This window comes from Pauljensenia sp. 27098_8_83 (genome assembly GCF_041432695.1).
Taxonomy (GTDB): Bacteria; Actinomycetota; Actinomycetes; order Actinomycetales; family Actinomycetaceae; genus Pauljensenia.
Window position 1 is genome coordinate 24,191 of record NZ_JAPWAD010000028.1, and the last position, 14,727, is coordinate 38,917.

Below are 14,727 nucleotides of genomic sequence, written 5' to 3' on the forward strand. Positions count from 1 at the left end.
CATGCGATTCCCCTCCGACGACGAACTCATGGCCGGCCCCAACGCCTTCGGGGACGCGCGCATTGAGGTCGAACCCGACGCTGCCGACCCGGAAGCCGACGCTCGCGCGCAGATCGACGCCGGCCTCGGCGAAGATAACGAGGACGAGGCCGGGGCTGAGTCCGGCGACGGCGAGGATTCCGAGGAAGAGTACGAGGACTTCGAGGGACTGGAGGACGAGGAAGACGCCGACCTCGAGGCCTTCGAGGCACTGACCTCGCTCGCATCCCTGCGCGAGGACGCGGCCGCGACCATCGAGATCCCGGACTTCCCCGAGGACTTCCGTGCCGGCTTCGTGTCGATTGTTGGCCGCCCCAACGTCGGCAAGTCGACCCTGACGAACGCGCTGGTCGGGCGCAAGATCGCGATCACCTCGGGCCGCCCCGAGACCACGCGTCACAACATCCGCGGCATCGTGCACGGGGATAACTACCAGCTGGTGCTCGTGGACACACCCGGATACCACCGCCCGCGCACGCTGCTGGGCAAGCGCCTCAACGACATGGTGCGTGAGGCCCTCTCCGAGGTCGACGTCGTGCTCTTCTGCCTGCCCGCAGACAAGCGCATCGGCCCCGGAGACCAGTTCATCGCCCGCGAACTGCGCGGCATCAAGCGACCCATCATCGCGGTGGCGACCAAGTGCGACGCCGTGCCGCGCGACCGCGTCATGAAGCACCTCCTGTCCATCGAGAAGCTGGGGGAGTGGGCCGCCATCGTGCCCGTCTCCTCCGTCGAAGGCAAGGGCATCGATCACCTGCGTGAGGTGCTCGCCGAGACCGTGCCGCTCTCGCCCCCGCTCTATCCCGACGGCGACGTCACCGACGAGTCGCGCGACACCCTGATCGCCGAATTCATCCGCGAGGCCGCCCTGGAGGGCGTGCGCGACGAGCTGCCGCACTCTCTGGCCGTCCAGGTCGAGGAGATCATCGAGCGGCCGCGTCGCGAGGGCGACGACCGCCCGCCCATGCTTGACATTCATGTGAACGTTTACGTCGAGCGCGACTCCCAGAAGGCCATCATCATCGGCCGCAAGGGAAGCCGCCTCAAGCAGATCGGCACGCAGGCCCGCGCCCACATCGAGGAGCTGCTGGGCCGCCGCGTCTACCTCGACCTGCACGTGCGCACTGCCAAGGACTGGCAGTCCGACCCGAAGATGCTGGGACGGTTGGGGTTCTGACATGCCCAGCGTCATCCGCGTGCGCGGCGCCCGCGTCCACAACCTGAAAAACGTGGACGTTGACGTTCCCCTGAACGAATTCGTCGCAGTCGCGGGCGTGTCTGGGTCGGGCAAATCCTCCCTGGCCCTGGGCACGCTCTACGCGGAGGGGTCGCGGCGTTACCTGGAGTCCCTGGCGACCTACACGCGTCGGCGCATCTCCCAGGCTGCTAAGGCCTCGGTCGACGAGGTGGCGCACGTGCCCGCCGCGCTCGCGCTGCGCCAACGCCCGGGCGTGCCCGACGTGCGCTCCACCTTCGGCACGGCGACGGAGCTTCTCAACCACCTGCGCCTCCTATTCTCGCGCGCGGGCTCCTACCTGTGCCCGAACGGGCACCGCGTCCCGCCCTCGCGAAACGTCGCGCTTGAGATTCCTTTGAAGTGCCCGCAGTGCGGGGAATCTTTCTACGGGCTCGGCGCGGAGGAGATGGCCTTCAACTCAGCCGGCGCGTGCCCGGTGTGCGAGGGGACGGGCGTCCAGCGCGTCGTCAACCGCGCGTCCCTCGTGCCCGACCAGTCCCTCACCATCGACGAGGGTGCGGTTTCCCCGTGGGGATCCCTCATGTGGAAACTCATGAAGGACGTCGCCCGCGAGATGGGCGTGCGCACGAACGTACCCTTCCGGGACCTGAGCGACGCCGAAAAGACAATCGTCTACGAGGGGCCCGCCGAAAAACGCCACATCGTCGTCGCCACCAAGACCGGTGGCGCGGAGCTGGACTTCACCTACTTTAATGCGGTCGCCACCGTCGAAAACGCCCTGTCGAAGGCGAAGGACGAGAAGGCCCTCGCTCGTGTCGACAAGTACCTCATCACCCGCACGTGCCCGGCCTGTGACGGCACGCGCCTGGGGGAGCGGGTGCGCTCCACGTTGATCGAGGGCATCGACCTGGGCGAGGCCTCGCGCCTCACGCTCACGGAGCTGCGCGAGTGGGTCCAGCGCGTCCCCGGCCTCGTCCCGGAGGAAGTAGCCCCCATGGCCCGCGTCATCGTCGACGAGATGACCGAGCCGATGGAGCGCCTCGTCGAGCTCGGCCTGTCCTACCTGTCCCTAGACCGCGCGTCCTCGACGCTGTCCAATGGCGAGCGTCAGCGCGTGCAGCTCGCCCGAGCTGTACGCAACCGGACGACCGGGGTCCTCTACGTGCTGGACGAGCCGACAATCGGTCTGCACCCCTCCAACGTCGACGGTGTCCTATCGATCATCCGTGAGCTTATCGCCGACGGAAACTCCGTTGTCGTCGTCGACCACGACACGCGGGTTTTGGGGGCTGCCGACCACCTCATTGAGATAGGCCCGGGAGCTGGCGCAGACGGCGGTCGCGTCATCTTCCAGGGCACCATCGACGAGGTCTTGGATGCACCCGCTTCTCGCATCGGCCCTTACATGGCGGGGCTGCGTCGCGTTGAGCGGGCGGCAGAGGAGACGGGTCGGGGAGCAGACGTCGACGGGCGCGGCGCGATTCACCTGGAGACTTCGCAGATACACACGGTGCGCCCCCTCAGCGTGGACATTCCCATCGGATCGCTGACGGCCGTCACGGGCGTGAGCGGGTCGGGCAAGACGACGCTCGTGCTTGAGTCGCTGGTTCCCGCACTGCGTGCGCGCCTGGCGGGCGACTCCCTGCCTGCGCACGTGCGCGCCGTCGACGATGCCGGGATCTCCCGCGTCAACCTGATCGACGCGACACCCATCGGCGTGAATGTGCGCTCGACTGTGGCGACGTACTCTGGCGTCCTGGATGAGCTGCGCCGGGCGTTCGCTCGCACGGAGGAAGCGCAGGCGGGCGGGCTGAAACCCGGCGCGTTCTCCTATAACACGGGCTCGCTGCGGTGTCCGACCTGCGATGGGACGGGGCAGATCACCCTGGACGTGCAGTTCCTGCCGGACGTGGACATCGAGTGCACCGAGTGCCGGGGGAGCCGCTACGGCGCGCAGGCGTCGCAGATCCGCCGCGATGGGCTGAGCCTGCCCGACATCATGGCGATGAGCGTGGACGAGGCCCGGGTTGCCGTGCGCGGTCTGAAGAAAGCGGGTGCGCTCCTAGAAACGCTGTCAGGCCTAGGTTTGGGCTACCTGACGCTGGGGGAGGCCACTCCCGCCCTGTCAGGTGGCGAGGCGCAAAGACTCAAGCTCGCCTCGGAGATGGGCAGGTGCCAGGACGGCACGCTCTTCGTCTTCGACGAGCCGACCATCGGCCTGCACCCCGACGACGTGCAGGTCCTCCTCGACGTGTTGCAGCACCTCATCGAGCGGGGAGCGACGGTCCTCGTCATCGAGCACGACCTGGACCTGATCCGTTGCGCCGACTGGGTCATCGACATGGGACCGGGCGGCGGCATGGAAGGCGGGCGCATCATCGCACAGGGGACGCCGACCGACATTGCGGCGAATGAGGCCTCGGTGACGGGTCGTTTCCTGCGCTAACGGGGTCATCAGTACCGGTTGGTGGCCGTGTCCGCCCTTTCATGCGCATGTTAGCCTGATAGTTGGCGGCGTGGGCGGCGTGCCCATACTGCCACTAGCCGGGCCCAGCAGCGCATGGAGGGGTGTTGTGGCCCCTTGTGTGTCGTTGTGGTGTGATTCGGCCTCAGGTGAGGTGGTGGCTGCCCGGGCTAGTTGTGGGCCAGGAGTGACTCGGTTTGCCAGTTCCGCGTTTATTCTTGTGTGTTGGGGCGCTGCACCCGATCCGTAGGCAATACACCTCTTCTGTTCGGGTGCAGCGCCCCCTATCGGGTGCAGCGCCCCAGATCGGGTGCAGTGCCCCCGTGCTTCTGGCAGTTGTGGCGGCCGGGGATGCGGGCACCTCCGGGGCTTGAGCGTCTCCGGTGTTTAAGTGTCCCCTGCTTGGGGTTCTGTGTGGCCTCGTGTTGTGATTCCCCAGAAATGTCGCATGCAATTCCTGTGCGAACATTTCAAACTTTGAAATCGTATCGTTGGAATTGCAACGTTTTTGGGGTGCTGTAGAAAGTTTGGGCACCCGAATTGCATGCGACTTATGGTTGATGAAGTGCCTCAGGCGAACTTCTGTGTGCGGACGTCGGCCCACGACACTGTCCACGATCCCCGGGATGCTTCGACTTGTCGGGCTCTACTGCGCATGGAGTAGCTTAGGGTGCCACCCGTAGGGGCCAACTGCCATGCCCCGGGACAGAACGGCTCATGAAGAAGGCATAACGCAGTGCCCGGCCGCCACGTGGCAGCCGGGCACTGCTGTGCTGTGATCAGATCACTTGACGATGACGACTCGCAGGAAACGGGGGCCATGCACGCCGTTGACGCGGACCAGCTCGATATCGGAGGTCGCCGAACCGCCAGCGAGCCAGGTCATCGGACGGGTCGGGTTCTTGCCGAGAATATCGACGGCCTGCGGCACCGTGGGGACGATGTCGGAGGCGCGCAGGACGACAACGTGCGTGTCGGGCACTAGCGTGATCGCGCGGCGACCCTGGTCGGGCTCGCCGTCGAGGACGATGGTACCGGACAGGGAGATAGCGACGCGGCAACGCGTGACGACGGCGTCGATCTTGTCGAGGTCCAGCGTCGCAATGGCCTGCTCGCGGCTATCCTCGCGCACCGTGCGGCCGTCGCGGGCTGCGGCCTTCTTGAAGACGTCATCCAGGCCCGAGGGAACCACGACAGAGGTGGCCGCCTTGTCCGCCAGGAACTTCGAGACTGCGTCGGCGGCCTCGTCGTCGCTGGAAACCACGACGACCTGCGCGGAGTAGTCCTCGAGCTTCTCGATCATTTCCTCGACGACCGCGTCAGAGCCGGGCGCGTGCTCGGTGGAGCGGATGTAGTCGCGGGGGATCGGGCGCACCGGACGGTCCTGCTGGGAACGAGAGATGGCGTCGCGTGCGCGAGCCAGGATCGCGGTCTTCGCGTCCATGGTGGTGGTGCTCATGTCACGCCTCCTTCGGGGTCGTGTTGGTTGTCATGCCGTGCTCGGATGCGAGCGGGACACCCGTCGCGGGGGCGTCGGTGCGAGGCGCGTTGGCGTCGGAATCCTTGTGGGTGCGCTTCCACCACTGACGGAAGGTCTCCTTGGGGGCGACCGGCAGGTCGCGTGCGTGCGTCCACAGCGAGGCCGGGAACGGCAGTGCCCCGATAGCCCCCTTCTTCGCGAAGAGGCGCGTCGCCTTGGTCGGCACGTTCGCGGCCTTCCACAGCTTTGCGTTCGACATGACCGGGGTGGTCACGCTCATCGCGAGGTCCCACACGTCCGGCACCAGGTTGCGCTTGACGTCAACCGTGCGCGCACGCATATGAATGAGGATCGTCGGGATATCGATCTTGACGGGGCAGACCTCGCCACACGCGCCACACAGGGAGGAGGCGAAGGGCAGGGTGTGCACTGGATCGTGCTCGCCGAGGCCCTGGGTGAGCTGCGGGGTCAGGATCGCGCCGATGGGGCCCGGGTAGACGGAGCCGTAGGCGTGACCGGAGGTGTGCTGGTACACCGGGCAGATGTTCATGCACGAGCCGCAGCGGATGCAGGCGAGGGCCTGGCGGCCGATCGGGTCGGCGAGGACCTTGGTGCGGCCGTTGTCCATGAGGATCAGATGGAATTCCTGGGGGCCATCGCCGGGGGTGACGCCCGTCCACATGGAGGTGTAGGGGTTCATGCGCTCGCCGGTGGCGGAACGAGGCAGGAGCTGGGAGAAGATCTCGATGTCCTGGAAGCGGGGGACCAGCTTCTCGATGCCCATCAGGGTGATGAGCGTGTCGGGCAGGGTCAGGCACATACGGCCATTGCCCTCGGACTCGAAGATCGAGACCGTGCCGGTTTCCGCGACGCCCATGTTCGTGCCCGAGACAGCAACCTTGGCGTGCAGGAACTTCTTACGCAGGTGGGAGCGTGCCGCGGCGGTCAGCTCGGTCGGGTCGTCGGACAGGTCGCGGGGCGCGTCCTCCATGCGATCCAGGAAGATGCCTCGGACCTCGGAGCGGTTGCGGTGGATCGCGGGGACCACGATGTGGCTGGGCATGTCGTCGGCCAGCTGAACGATCATCTCGGCGAGGTCGGTCTCGCGAGCGTGGATACCCTGTTCCTTCAGGTACTCGTTGAGGTTCGTCTCCTGGGTGGCCATGGACTTGACCTTGACGATCTCGTCGACGCCCTTGGACTTGATGATGTCCGCGATGATGCGGTTGGCCTCGTGCTTATCGCGCGCCCAGTGGACGATGCCGCCGCGAGCGGTCACGTTGCGTTCGAACTCTTCGAGGAGCTCGGGCATGCGGGACTCGACCTCGAACTTGACGGCCTCGGCTGCACTGCGCAGGTCCTCCCAGTCGGGCATTTCCGCGACGCGCTGCCCGCGCTTGGCGCGGATCGTGCGGGTGGCATGGCCCAGGTTGCGGCGCATCTGGGTGTTCGCCAGGGTCTTGTGGGCGCCCTGCGGGAACGTGGGGCCCCAGCGGAGGGTGTCCTCGGGGATGGAGACGGTGGTGCGCCAGCCGCCCGTGTGTGCCTGCGCGTTCGCGTCGTCAGAGACCACGCCGGGCATACCGATGAATGTTTCAGACATGTCAGATCACCTGTGCGCTTTCGGGTGCGAAGGAGATGTTGCCCTCGAAGGGCTGGTCCTTGGTGGATGCCAGAATCTCGGCGAGGTGCATGGGGCGGATGCCCGAGTTGAGGCGGGAGAGGCCGCCGCCGACGTGCATGAGGCAGGAGTAATCGCCCATGACGAGGACCTCGGCGCGAGTCGACATGACGTTCGTGACCTTGTCCGCGAGCATCGACGTGGAGGTCTCGGAGTTCTTCATGGCGAAGGTGCCGCCGAAACCGCAGCAGACCTCGGCGTCAGGCAGGTCGATGAGGGTCAGGCCCTCGACGGCGCGCAGGAGGCGGTAGGGGCGGTCGCCGACCTTGGCGATACGCAGCGAGTGGCAGGTTGGGTGGTAGGTGACGGTGTGGGGGAAGTATGCGCCCACGTCCTCCAGGCCCAGCACGTCGGTGATGAGCTCAGTGAGATCGTAGGTGTGCTGGGCGATGCGCTGGGACTGCTTCGCGAGTTCCTTGTCACCCACGTGCTCGGCGACAACCCGCTGCTCGTGGCGCGCTGCACCGGTGCAGGAGCCGGAGGGGACGACGATGGCGTCCCACTGGCCGTCGAGCACGGGCTCGAAGGTCTTGACGTGGTTGCGGGTGATCTTCGCGGCGTCTTCGAAGTAGCCGGTGTTGGCGTGCATCTGGCCGCAGCAGACCTGGTCTTCAGGGAAGACGACCTCGTGGCCGAGGCGTTCCAGCAGGGTCACTGTGGCCTGGGCAGCCTGGGGGAACATGACGTCTGCCAGGCAGGTGGAAAAGAGAGCGATGCGCACTGGGGGATCCTTCCTCGTGGGTGCTGTCCTTCCCAGGGTATGGCTGGGTCCGAGGTCCCAGCATGCGTTTTTGTTCAGACAGTGTGCGCAAGGTTGTTTTACCCGCCATTTATCGCCAAAAAATCTTGAAAAGTAATCAGTGAAAAACAGCGGCTTATCGGGCGTTTTAGGACCTTTGGAACCCGACTTAGCTCAGGGTGAGTTTTCGTTTTTCAGTTTTGCGATGGTTTCGTGCGTGCGTACGTTCGCTCTGACCTCGAAAATGGACGAGGCCGGGGTGCGGTGGACAAGGAAGAGTGGTGCCCGAGGGGATTAGGGGTGGCCGATCGCCGTGAGGACGAGCAGTTGGCAGTCCTCGGACACCGCTATCGCACTGATGGGCAGGGTTTTGAAATCGCGACTTCCCTTGCCTTTTTCAGGCGGGAGGATTGTGTTCGCATGCCCTGGGTTGATCGTCGAGAAATGGCAGTTCTCGGGCACGTACGTGTAGAGCCGCGGATCGATGCCCGGCAGGACACTCGCGTCCCCGGTCGCATCTTCCATGAGAGCGTCAATCGTCGTGGTGGGGACGGTGGCGACTCCGGTCAACCAGTATTCGGGATCCTGATCGAGAATATGAAAGATTCCTGAATGGGTGCGCGCGACGACCACATGCCCGGAGGTTGCTTCTATTCCCGGCCAACGCTCGTTCAACGAGTCGAGGCGCGTCTGTACCTCCGTCTTGCGGTCGCTCGTGTAGGTAAACGGGGCGAAGCGCGGATCGTGGGTACCTCTGGACCGGGAATTATTGTTCGTGAAGGGGTTGCAGGCGGTGGCGAGCGCAGCGACCGCTAGCAGCGACACGATGGTCTTGAGTGGGAGCTTCATGGTTGTCCTTGGGTGGATCCTTCGGATTCGTATCGACGAGGCCGGGGTGTAGTGGAGAAGGAAGGGTGAGGGCTGTGTGGCTCAGGAGTGACCGAGGGCGGTCATGACGAGAAGGTGACAGTCTTTGGACATAGCTAGTCCCTCGATGCTCATGGGACCAAAATCATCGGGAACGCTCGACTTATCGGGTGCGAGGGCTTTGTCCGCGAACTGTGGATCGATGGTGGTGAACTGGCACTCCTGCGGCACATACTCGTAGAGACCAGGATAGATGCCGGGTAGCAGTGTGTCGGTGGCTGCCCCCTCCGCGAGGAGCTGGATCGTCTCGTCGGGGACTGTGGCAACAGCGGTCAGCCAGAATTCCGGGTCCTTGTCGGGAAGGAAGCCTTCTTGGCTGGAATAAGCGATGGCGAGGTGCGCCTCGGTCGCCTCCATGTTCGGCCAACGTAGGTTCACAGAGTCCGTCTGGTCTTTGACGGTTGGCTCTTCATCGCTTTGGAAGACGAACTCAGAGAAGCGGGGGTCCTGCGGGTATTGAGGAGCCGAAGCTTTGTGTGCAAAGGGGTTGCAGGCGGCGGCGAGCGCCGCGATTGCGAGCAGGGGCACGAGGGCCTTGAGTGGGAGCTTCATCCGTTATGCCCCAATGTGCACGCAGACGTACACATACTGTCCACAGATCGCGACGCGGGTCGAGTAGCTGCTAATGCCGAGATAGGTCGGCAGATGGGGACCGGTCATCCAGTGCTGGTGGCGGAGATCCGCAAGCGACGCGGGAAGCCACAGATCACCCGTGTATTCGCCGGTGCAATTGTCAGCGAGAAGGCTGCTCCACTCCTCGTTCGCCTCGGCGCAGATCACCATGAACCTATCCGCCGGAAGTGGCAGATCCGACTCAGACTTCAGAATGACGCGACGGTCAATGACGTGAAAAAACTCGTGGGTCGGAAGCAGCTCGTCGAGCATCTCCGCTGACATGAGCTGATGGAAACTCACCATGGCCTGCGGCCTCCTTTCTAGTTTCTGTTTTCTCTATCGGCGACCGTTGTTGTCGGCCGGCTAATGGATGGATTCTTCATCGAGGACATTGTGAGGGGTGTGCGGCAGAACGGGGGGTTCTTCGCCGACCTTCCAGGTGTATGTCTGGGTCATGCTCCCACTGGTCTCGAAGCTCTTGGCCCATCCGAGCTCCTCGAAACGGCCGTTGACGTCATCGCCGAGGCCTGTAACAGTATCTTGCTCGCCTCTGTTGAAGTTCCACTTGTCCCGCGCATGAACGGTGACGGTCGCGGTAATCGTATCCCCGTCGACCTGAACGTTCGTCTCGGTGTAGGTGTTGTGGCCGCCGAGTGCCCACTTCCAGTTCGCTGTCTCCGGATAATCGCCGGTCGCGCCGAGACTGCTGCCGGGGGAGTGGAGGGTGACGCCGGTTTGGCCGGCTAAGGCCGCCTCGTTTGCTGCCGCCAGCGCACCATTGAGCTCTCCGTTGACGTGGTTTCGAATGCCCGCGTCCTCCTTGTACGCTCGCTCGTAATCAACAGTCATGGGGGTGCCGGTGTTGTCACGGAAATGCGCGTAGCACCTCGCTGCGTCGGTCATGCCGAGGCCATATACGCCGCCGAGGCCGCTCTGTCCGGCCTCCCATAGGAGATAATCGTTGGGGGTGGCTTGACCCTTCTTTGACCCCCAGACGAAGTCTTCGTCCCACTTCTGGGTGCGATCGGGCTCGACGGTCGAATAACCGCCCGACGTCGTGTAAGGCGTCGTGCCCGGTCCGGCAGTGATCGCTGCCTGCAGGTCGTATTGCTCGAAGGCCGAGACCAATGGAACGAGGCTATCTCGATACTGAGTGGCCTGGATGAAGAGCCGTCCAATGTCCTTGGGGCTTGCAAAAAACAGGCGGTTTCGAATCGGCCGAACACCCCACGTGTCAGTGACGACGAAACCGTCGAGCTCGATCTTCTCTACCTGTCCAATAACGTCGCCCTGGAGGCGCGTCTTGTTCGTACGATATGTCGTGAGAACGGTCTGTAACTGTTGAATCTCCACGATATGAGCGTTGATCTGGTCTTCGATCGCTTGCAGCCTCGCAAGGAGCGCATCGGCGCTCTGGCCCTGCATCGTCTGGGCAACTAGGTCTTTTGAATGCGCGATATCGTCTAACTTCTCCTGGCTGGTGTGAAGTGACGAGTCTAGCTCACTGAGCGTAGTAGTGAAGCTGGATAGATCGAGCGCATAGAGCTGCGTTTTCGTTACCACGGGATGTTTCCCTTCAGGGCGGAGGCGATCGAGTCGGAGATGCTGCTTTCCATCACCTCGAAGGATTGCTGTGTCGCCAGCATGTTGGAGTGCGTTGCCTTGAGCGCGTCCTGTATCGCGGTCTCTTCTTCGTTGAGGTTGCTGATCGGCCCGCTGATTCGCGCTGCGTAGACGCGGCTGCAGGGGTCTCCAGTTGGGGGCGTGACCTCTGTCGCGGGTGACGATCCGCCCAGGTACTGAGCAGCCGTGCGTAAGGCGTCGCTGGAAAAACTCAAGTCGGGCACTGTCGTCTCCTTTGTCCGTATGTCTGTTGGGAGCCTACAAGTGGGAGGTCCCGGGAAGCAAATTGCCTCCCGGGACCTCCGATCACATGCGCAGCAATGGATCAGTGCGGCATGTAGGCACCCAGCCAGCCCTGGGATGCGATGAACACGAGGACGCACAGGACCAGGAGCAGACCGACCGAGTAGGGGGCGGCCTTCTTGAGGATCTCCGCGTCGGAGCCCTTCGATTCGACGGCGGTCGCGGCGATCGCGAGGTTCTGCGGGGACACGATCTTGCCGATGCCACCGCCAATGGTGTTGGCGGCCAGCAGGATCGACGGGTCGAGGCCCGCACCGGCCGCGGCGGTCGACTGCAGGTTCGCGAAGAGCGCGCCCGCCGAGGTTGCGGAGCCGGCGACGGCCGTGCCGATCCAGCCCAGGATGGGGGAGAGGAAGGCGAAGGCCGCGCCCGTCGTCGCCAGCGCGGCACCGATCGAGGTGGTCTGGCCCGAGAAGTTCATGACGAAGGCGAGGGCCATGACGGAGGCGATTGTCAGGATCGCCATGCGCAGCGAGTAGATGGTGCGCGGCAGGACCGCGAACATCTCACCCACGGAGGTCTGGAAACGGCCGTTCGAGGAGTTCGTCCCGTACACGATGGCGACGATGATGCCGGTGACGAAGATCCAGGTGCCGGGGTTGGATAGGATCTGCAGCGAGTAGATTGCGGCGGTCGAGGGCGATCCGTCGCCGGTCAGCAGGTTGCCGTAGATGCCAGGCCACGGGACCTTGACGTCCGTCGATGAGAAGAAGGCGGCGACGGGCTTGGCCAGCTTCGTGATCGCGATGATGACGACGACGAGGACGTAGGGCAGGAGTGCCAGTCCGATGCGCGAGCCGGTGGGCTTGTCGGCCTCGTCGGCCTCGGTCGCGCACTCCGTGGGGGTCGTCGGACCCCACGCCAGCAGGAACACGTAGCAGGCGGCGAAGCCGAGCAGGGAGGCGACGACCGCAGTCAGCTCGTAGGAAACCGAGGGGGTGAAGAAGTGGCCCGCACCGGCAGCGAGACCGGCGACGAGGGCAAGGGGCCAGAGCTGGCGGACGCCGCGCGCGCCGTCGAGGATGAACAGCAGCAGGAACGGGATGAACAGACAGAAGATCCAGGTCAGGTGCCCCATATCGCCGGCGACGACGACGGGGTCCGCGCCGCCGAGCTTGCCCGCGGTCGTCGTGGGGATGGCCATGGCGCCGAAGCCGACGTTGATGGCGTTGCCGACGACGGCCACGACGGCTGCCTTGATCTTGGGGACGCCGAGGGTTACGAGCATGGCGCAGGTGATGGCCACGGGAGCGCCGAAGCCGGCCAGGCCCTCGAGAAGACCGCAGAAGCACCAGGCGACGATGAGGGCCTGGGCGCGCTGGTCGCCGCGGCCGATCGTGTTAAAAACGGCCTTCAGGTCGGCACTGCGACCCGACTTTTCGGTGAGGTTGTAGAGCCACACGGCCGCGATGATGATGTAGATGATCGGCATGAAGCCCATCGCCGCGCCTTGCGTGCCGGCCAAGAGTGCCATGCCGACGGGCATTTTGAAGGCGAGGACAGCGATACCCAGGGACAGCACCAGGGAGATGATCGAGCACCAGTGGGTGGCGACCTTAAAGACGCCCATCAGGACGAAGAACACGACGAGCGGGAGGAGCCCGACGACGGCTGTCAGGAAGACGTTACCCGCGACGGCAGTCGTCGACGGGGTAAAAGATTGGGCTAACAAAAGAGAAGTCATGGCTGCTCCGCGCGTCGGTGTGTGGGACATTGGACCTAATCATCATGACATATGAACGCAGAGGCGTACACAGTTTTGAGCGTTTTTCTTTGTCAATGCCGGATGGGGGAGCGCGCCGCATCTCACGTCCAGTATGCGCAGTGCCTGCTCGTGGGCAGTGCCTCGTCGATAAACTACGAAGCGTGAAGACTACATCCGCTGTTCCCGTTCCCTCCGGCTCGCGAATGCCGATCCGTAAGTATCGGCCGTTCCTCGATACGAATCCGATCGATCTGCCGGATCGCCAGTGGCCCTCCAAGCGCATCACGAAGGCGCCGCGCTGGATGTCCACCGACCTGCGCGATGGCAACCAGGCCCTCATCGAGCCGATGGACCCGGCTCGTAAGCGCCGCATGTTCGACCTGCTCATCAAGCTGGGGTACAAGGAGATCGAGATCGGTTTCCCCGCGGCCTCGCAGACCGACTACGACTTTGTGCGCTCCCTGATCGAGGACGACGCGGTGCCCGAGGACGTGACGATCTCGGTGCTCACCCAGTCGCGCCCCGAGCTGATCGAGCGCACGGTCGAGGCTATGGTTGGCTTCCCGCGCGCGACGGTGCACCTCTACAACGCAACGGCTCCCGTGTTCCGCGAGGTCGTCTTCCACGCTGATAAGGCGCAGACGGTTGAGCTCGCCCAGTCCGGTGCGCGCGAGATTATTGCGCAGGCCGAGAAGCGCCTGGATGATGACACGATCTTCGGTTTCGAGTATTCGCCCGAGATTTTCGTGGATACCGAGCTGGACTTCGCCCTCGAGGTGTGCGAGTCCGTCATGGACGTGTGGGAGCCGGGCGAGGGACGCGAGATCGTCCTGAACCTGCCCTCCACGGTGGAGCGCGCGACCCCGAACGTGTTCGCCGATCAGATCGAGTGGATGAGCCGCAACCTGAGCCGCCGCGAGTACGTGGCGCTGTCCGTGCACCCGCACAATGACCGCGGGACGGGCGTGGCGACGGCCGAGCTGGCGCTGCTGGCCGGCGCGGATCGTATCGAGGGCTGCCTGCTGGGTCAGGGTGAGCGCACCGGCAACGTCGACCTGGTGACGCTGGGGCTGAACCTGTTCAGCCAGGGCATCGATCCGGGCATCGACTTCTCCGACGTGGACGCTATCCGTCGCACGGTGGAGCACTGCACGCAGATGGAGACTTCGCCGCGTGCCCCCTACGTCGGCGACCTCGTCTACACGAGCTTCTCCGGTTCGCACCAGGACGCGATCAAGAAGGGCTTCACCGCCCGCAAGGCCAAGGTCGACGCGGCTGGTGGCGACGAGGAAGCGGTCGTGTGGGAGCTGCCCTATCTGCCGATCGACCCGCACGACGTGGGCCGCTCGTACGAGGCCGTGGTGCGCGTGAACTCTCAGTCCGGCAAGGGTGGCGTCGCCTACCTCATGTCGACGGCGCACGCCCTCGAGCTGCCGCGCCGCCTGCAGGTGGAGTTCTCTCGCATCGTCCAGCGCCACACCGACACGTACGGCGGCGAGATCAACGCGGATCTGCTGTGGCAGATCTTCGCCGACGAGTACCTGCCGACGAACGCCGCGCCGGGCCTGGAGTCGTGGGGTCGCTTCGATCTGCGCTCCTCGCAGGTGGGCACCATGGATGATGAGCATGTCGAGCTGAACGCGACGCTCACCGACAACGGCGAGGTCGTCAAGGTTCACGCGCAGGGCAAGGGCCCGATCGACGCGTTCGTGTCCGCGCTGCATGAGTTCGACCTGGATGTGCGCATCCTCGACTACTCCGAGCACGCGATGAGCCAGGGCCGTGATGCGCGCGCTGCCGCCTACGTGGAGGCGGCCGTGGATGGTCAGATCGTGTGGGGCGTCGGCATCGACTCCTCGATCACTCGCGCGTCCTACAAGGCCGTCATCTCGGCGGTGAACCGCGCCCTGCGCTAAGAGCGCGCGCGATAACGATAGGGACCCCGGCCTCGTT

12 protein-coding genes are annotated in these 14,727 nt (G+C 64.5%); 3 read left to right on the forward strand and 9 right to left on the reverse strand.

Going from position 1 to position 14,727, the window contains the following annotated elements; translation table 11 throughout:
- Nucleotide 1 precedes the first annotated feature (1 nt).
- Both era and O3656_RS09355 read left to right on the forward strand, forming a co-directional pair.
- Nucleotides 2-1,216: a GTPase Era gene (era, locus tag O3656_RS09350; RefSeq protein WP_500063749.1), complete on the forward strand. Its 1,215-nt coding sequence runs from the start codon at nucleotides 2-4 to the stop codon at nucleotides 1,214-1,216.
- Nucleotide 1,217: 1 nt separating this feature from the next.
- Nucleotides 1,218-3,683, forward strand: coding sequence for an excinuclease ABC subunit UvrA (locus O3656_RS09355; RefSeq protein WP_500063751.1), 2,466 nt, complete (start codon nucleotides 1,218-1,220; stop codon nucleotides 3,681-3,683).
- 802 nt (nucleotides 3,684-4,485) lie between these two features.
- Here O3656_RS09355 and O3656_RS09360 read toward each other — a convergent pair.
- The 9 genes from O3656_RS09360 to O3656_RS09400 form a co-directional block, all read right to left on the reverse strand.
- Nucleotides 4,486-5,160, reverse strand: a complete 675-nt coding sequence (locus tag O3656_RS09360) for a LutC/YkgG family protein (RefSeq protein ID WP_500063752.1) — start codon at nucleotides 5,158-5,160, stop codon at nucleotides 4,486-4,488.
- A 1-nt stretch (nucleotide 5,161) separates the two neighbouring features.
- Entirely contained in the window at nucleotides 5,162-6,784 is a 1,623-nt protein-coding gene (locus O3656_RS09365) for a LutB/LldF family L-lactate oxidation iron-sulfur protein (RefSeq protein WP_500063753.1), read from the reverse strand.
- 1 nt (nucleotide 6,785) lies between these two features.
- Nucleotides 6,786-7,583 (reverse strand): (Fe-S)-binding protein, encoded by a 798-nt coding sequence (locus O3656_RS09370; protein WP_500063755.1) that lies wholly within the window; start codon nucleotides 7,581-7,583, stop codon nucleotides 6,786-6,788.
- A gap of 312 nt (nucleotides 7,584-7,895) precedes the next feature.
- Complete coding sequence (locus O3656_RS09375; protein ID WP_500063757.1) at nucleotides 7,896-8,450, reverse strand: hypothetical protein; 555 nt, start codon at nucleotides 8,448-8,450, stop codon at nucleotides 7,896-7,898.
- 81 nt (nucleotides 8,451-8,531) lie between these two features.
- On the reverse strand, nucleotides 8,532-9,080 hold the full coding sequence (locus O3656_RS09380; protein ID WP_500063758.1) for a hypothetical protein: 549 nt from the start codon (nucleotides 9,078-9,080) through the stop codon (nucleotides 8,532-8,534).
- A 3-nt stretch (nucleotides 9,081-9,083) separates the two neighbouring features.
- Nucleotides 9,084-9,446, reverse strand: coding sequence for a hypothetical protein (locus O3656_RS09385; RefSeq protein WP_500063760.1), 363 nt, complete (start codon nucleotides 9,444-9,446; stop codon nucleotides 9,084-9,086).
- Nucleotides 9,447-9,506: 60 nt separating this feature from the next.
- Complete coding sequence (locus O3656_RS09390) at nucleotides 9,507-10,706, reverse strand: hypothetical protein (protein WP_500063761.1); 1,200 nt, start codon at nucleotides 10,704-10,706, stop codon at nucleotides 9,507-9,509.
- A complete protein-coding gene (locus O3656_RS09395) occupies nucleotides 10,700-10,990 on the reverse strand; it encodes a hypothetical protein (protein ID WP_500063762.1) in 291 nt (96 codons plus the stop codon). Before O3656_RS09395 ends, O3656_RS09390 begins: the two co-directional genes overlap by 7 nt.
- A 101-nt stretch (nucleotides 10,991-11,091) precedes the next feature.
- Nucleotides 11,092-12,753, reverse strand: coding sequence for an L-lactate permease (locus O3656_RS09400; protein WP_500063763.1), 1,662 nt, complete (start codon nucleotides 12,751-12,753; stop codon nucleotides 11,092-11,094).
- Between the two features lie 182 nt (nucleotides 12,754-12,935).
- Between O3656_RS09400 and leuA the strand changes: the two genes are divergently transcribed.
- Nucleotides 12,936-14,690, forward strand: a complete 1,755-nt coding sequence (gene leuA / locus O3656_RS09405; RefSeq protein ID WP_500063765.1) for a 2-isopropylmalate synthase — start codon at nucleotides 12,936-12,938, stop codon at nucleotides 14,688-14,690.
- Nucleotides 14,691-14,727: the final 37 nt, after the last annotated feature.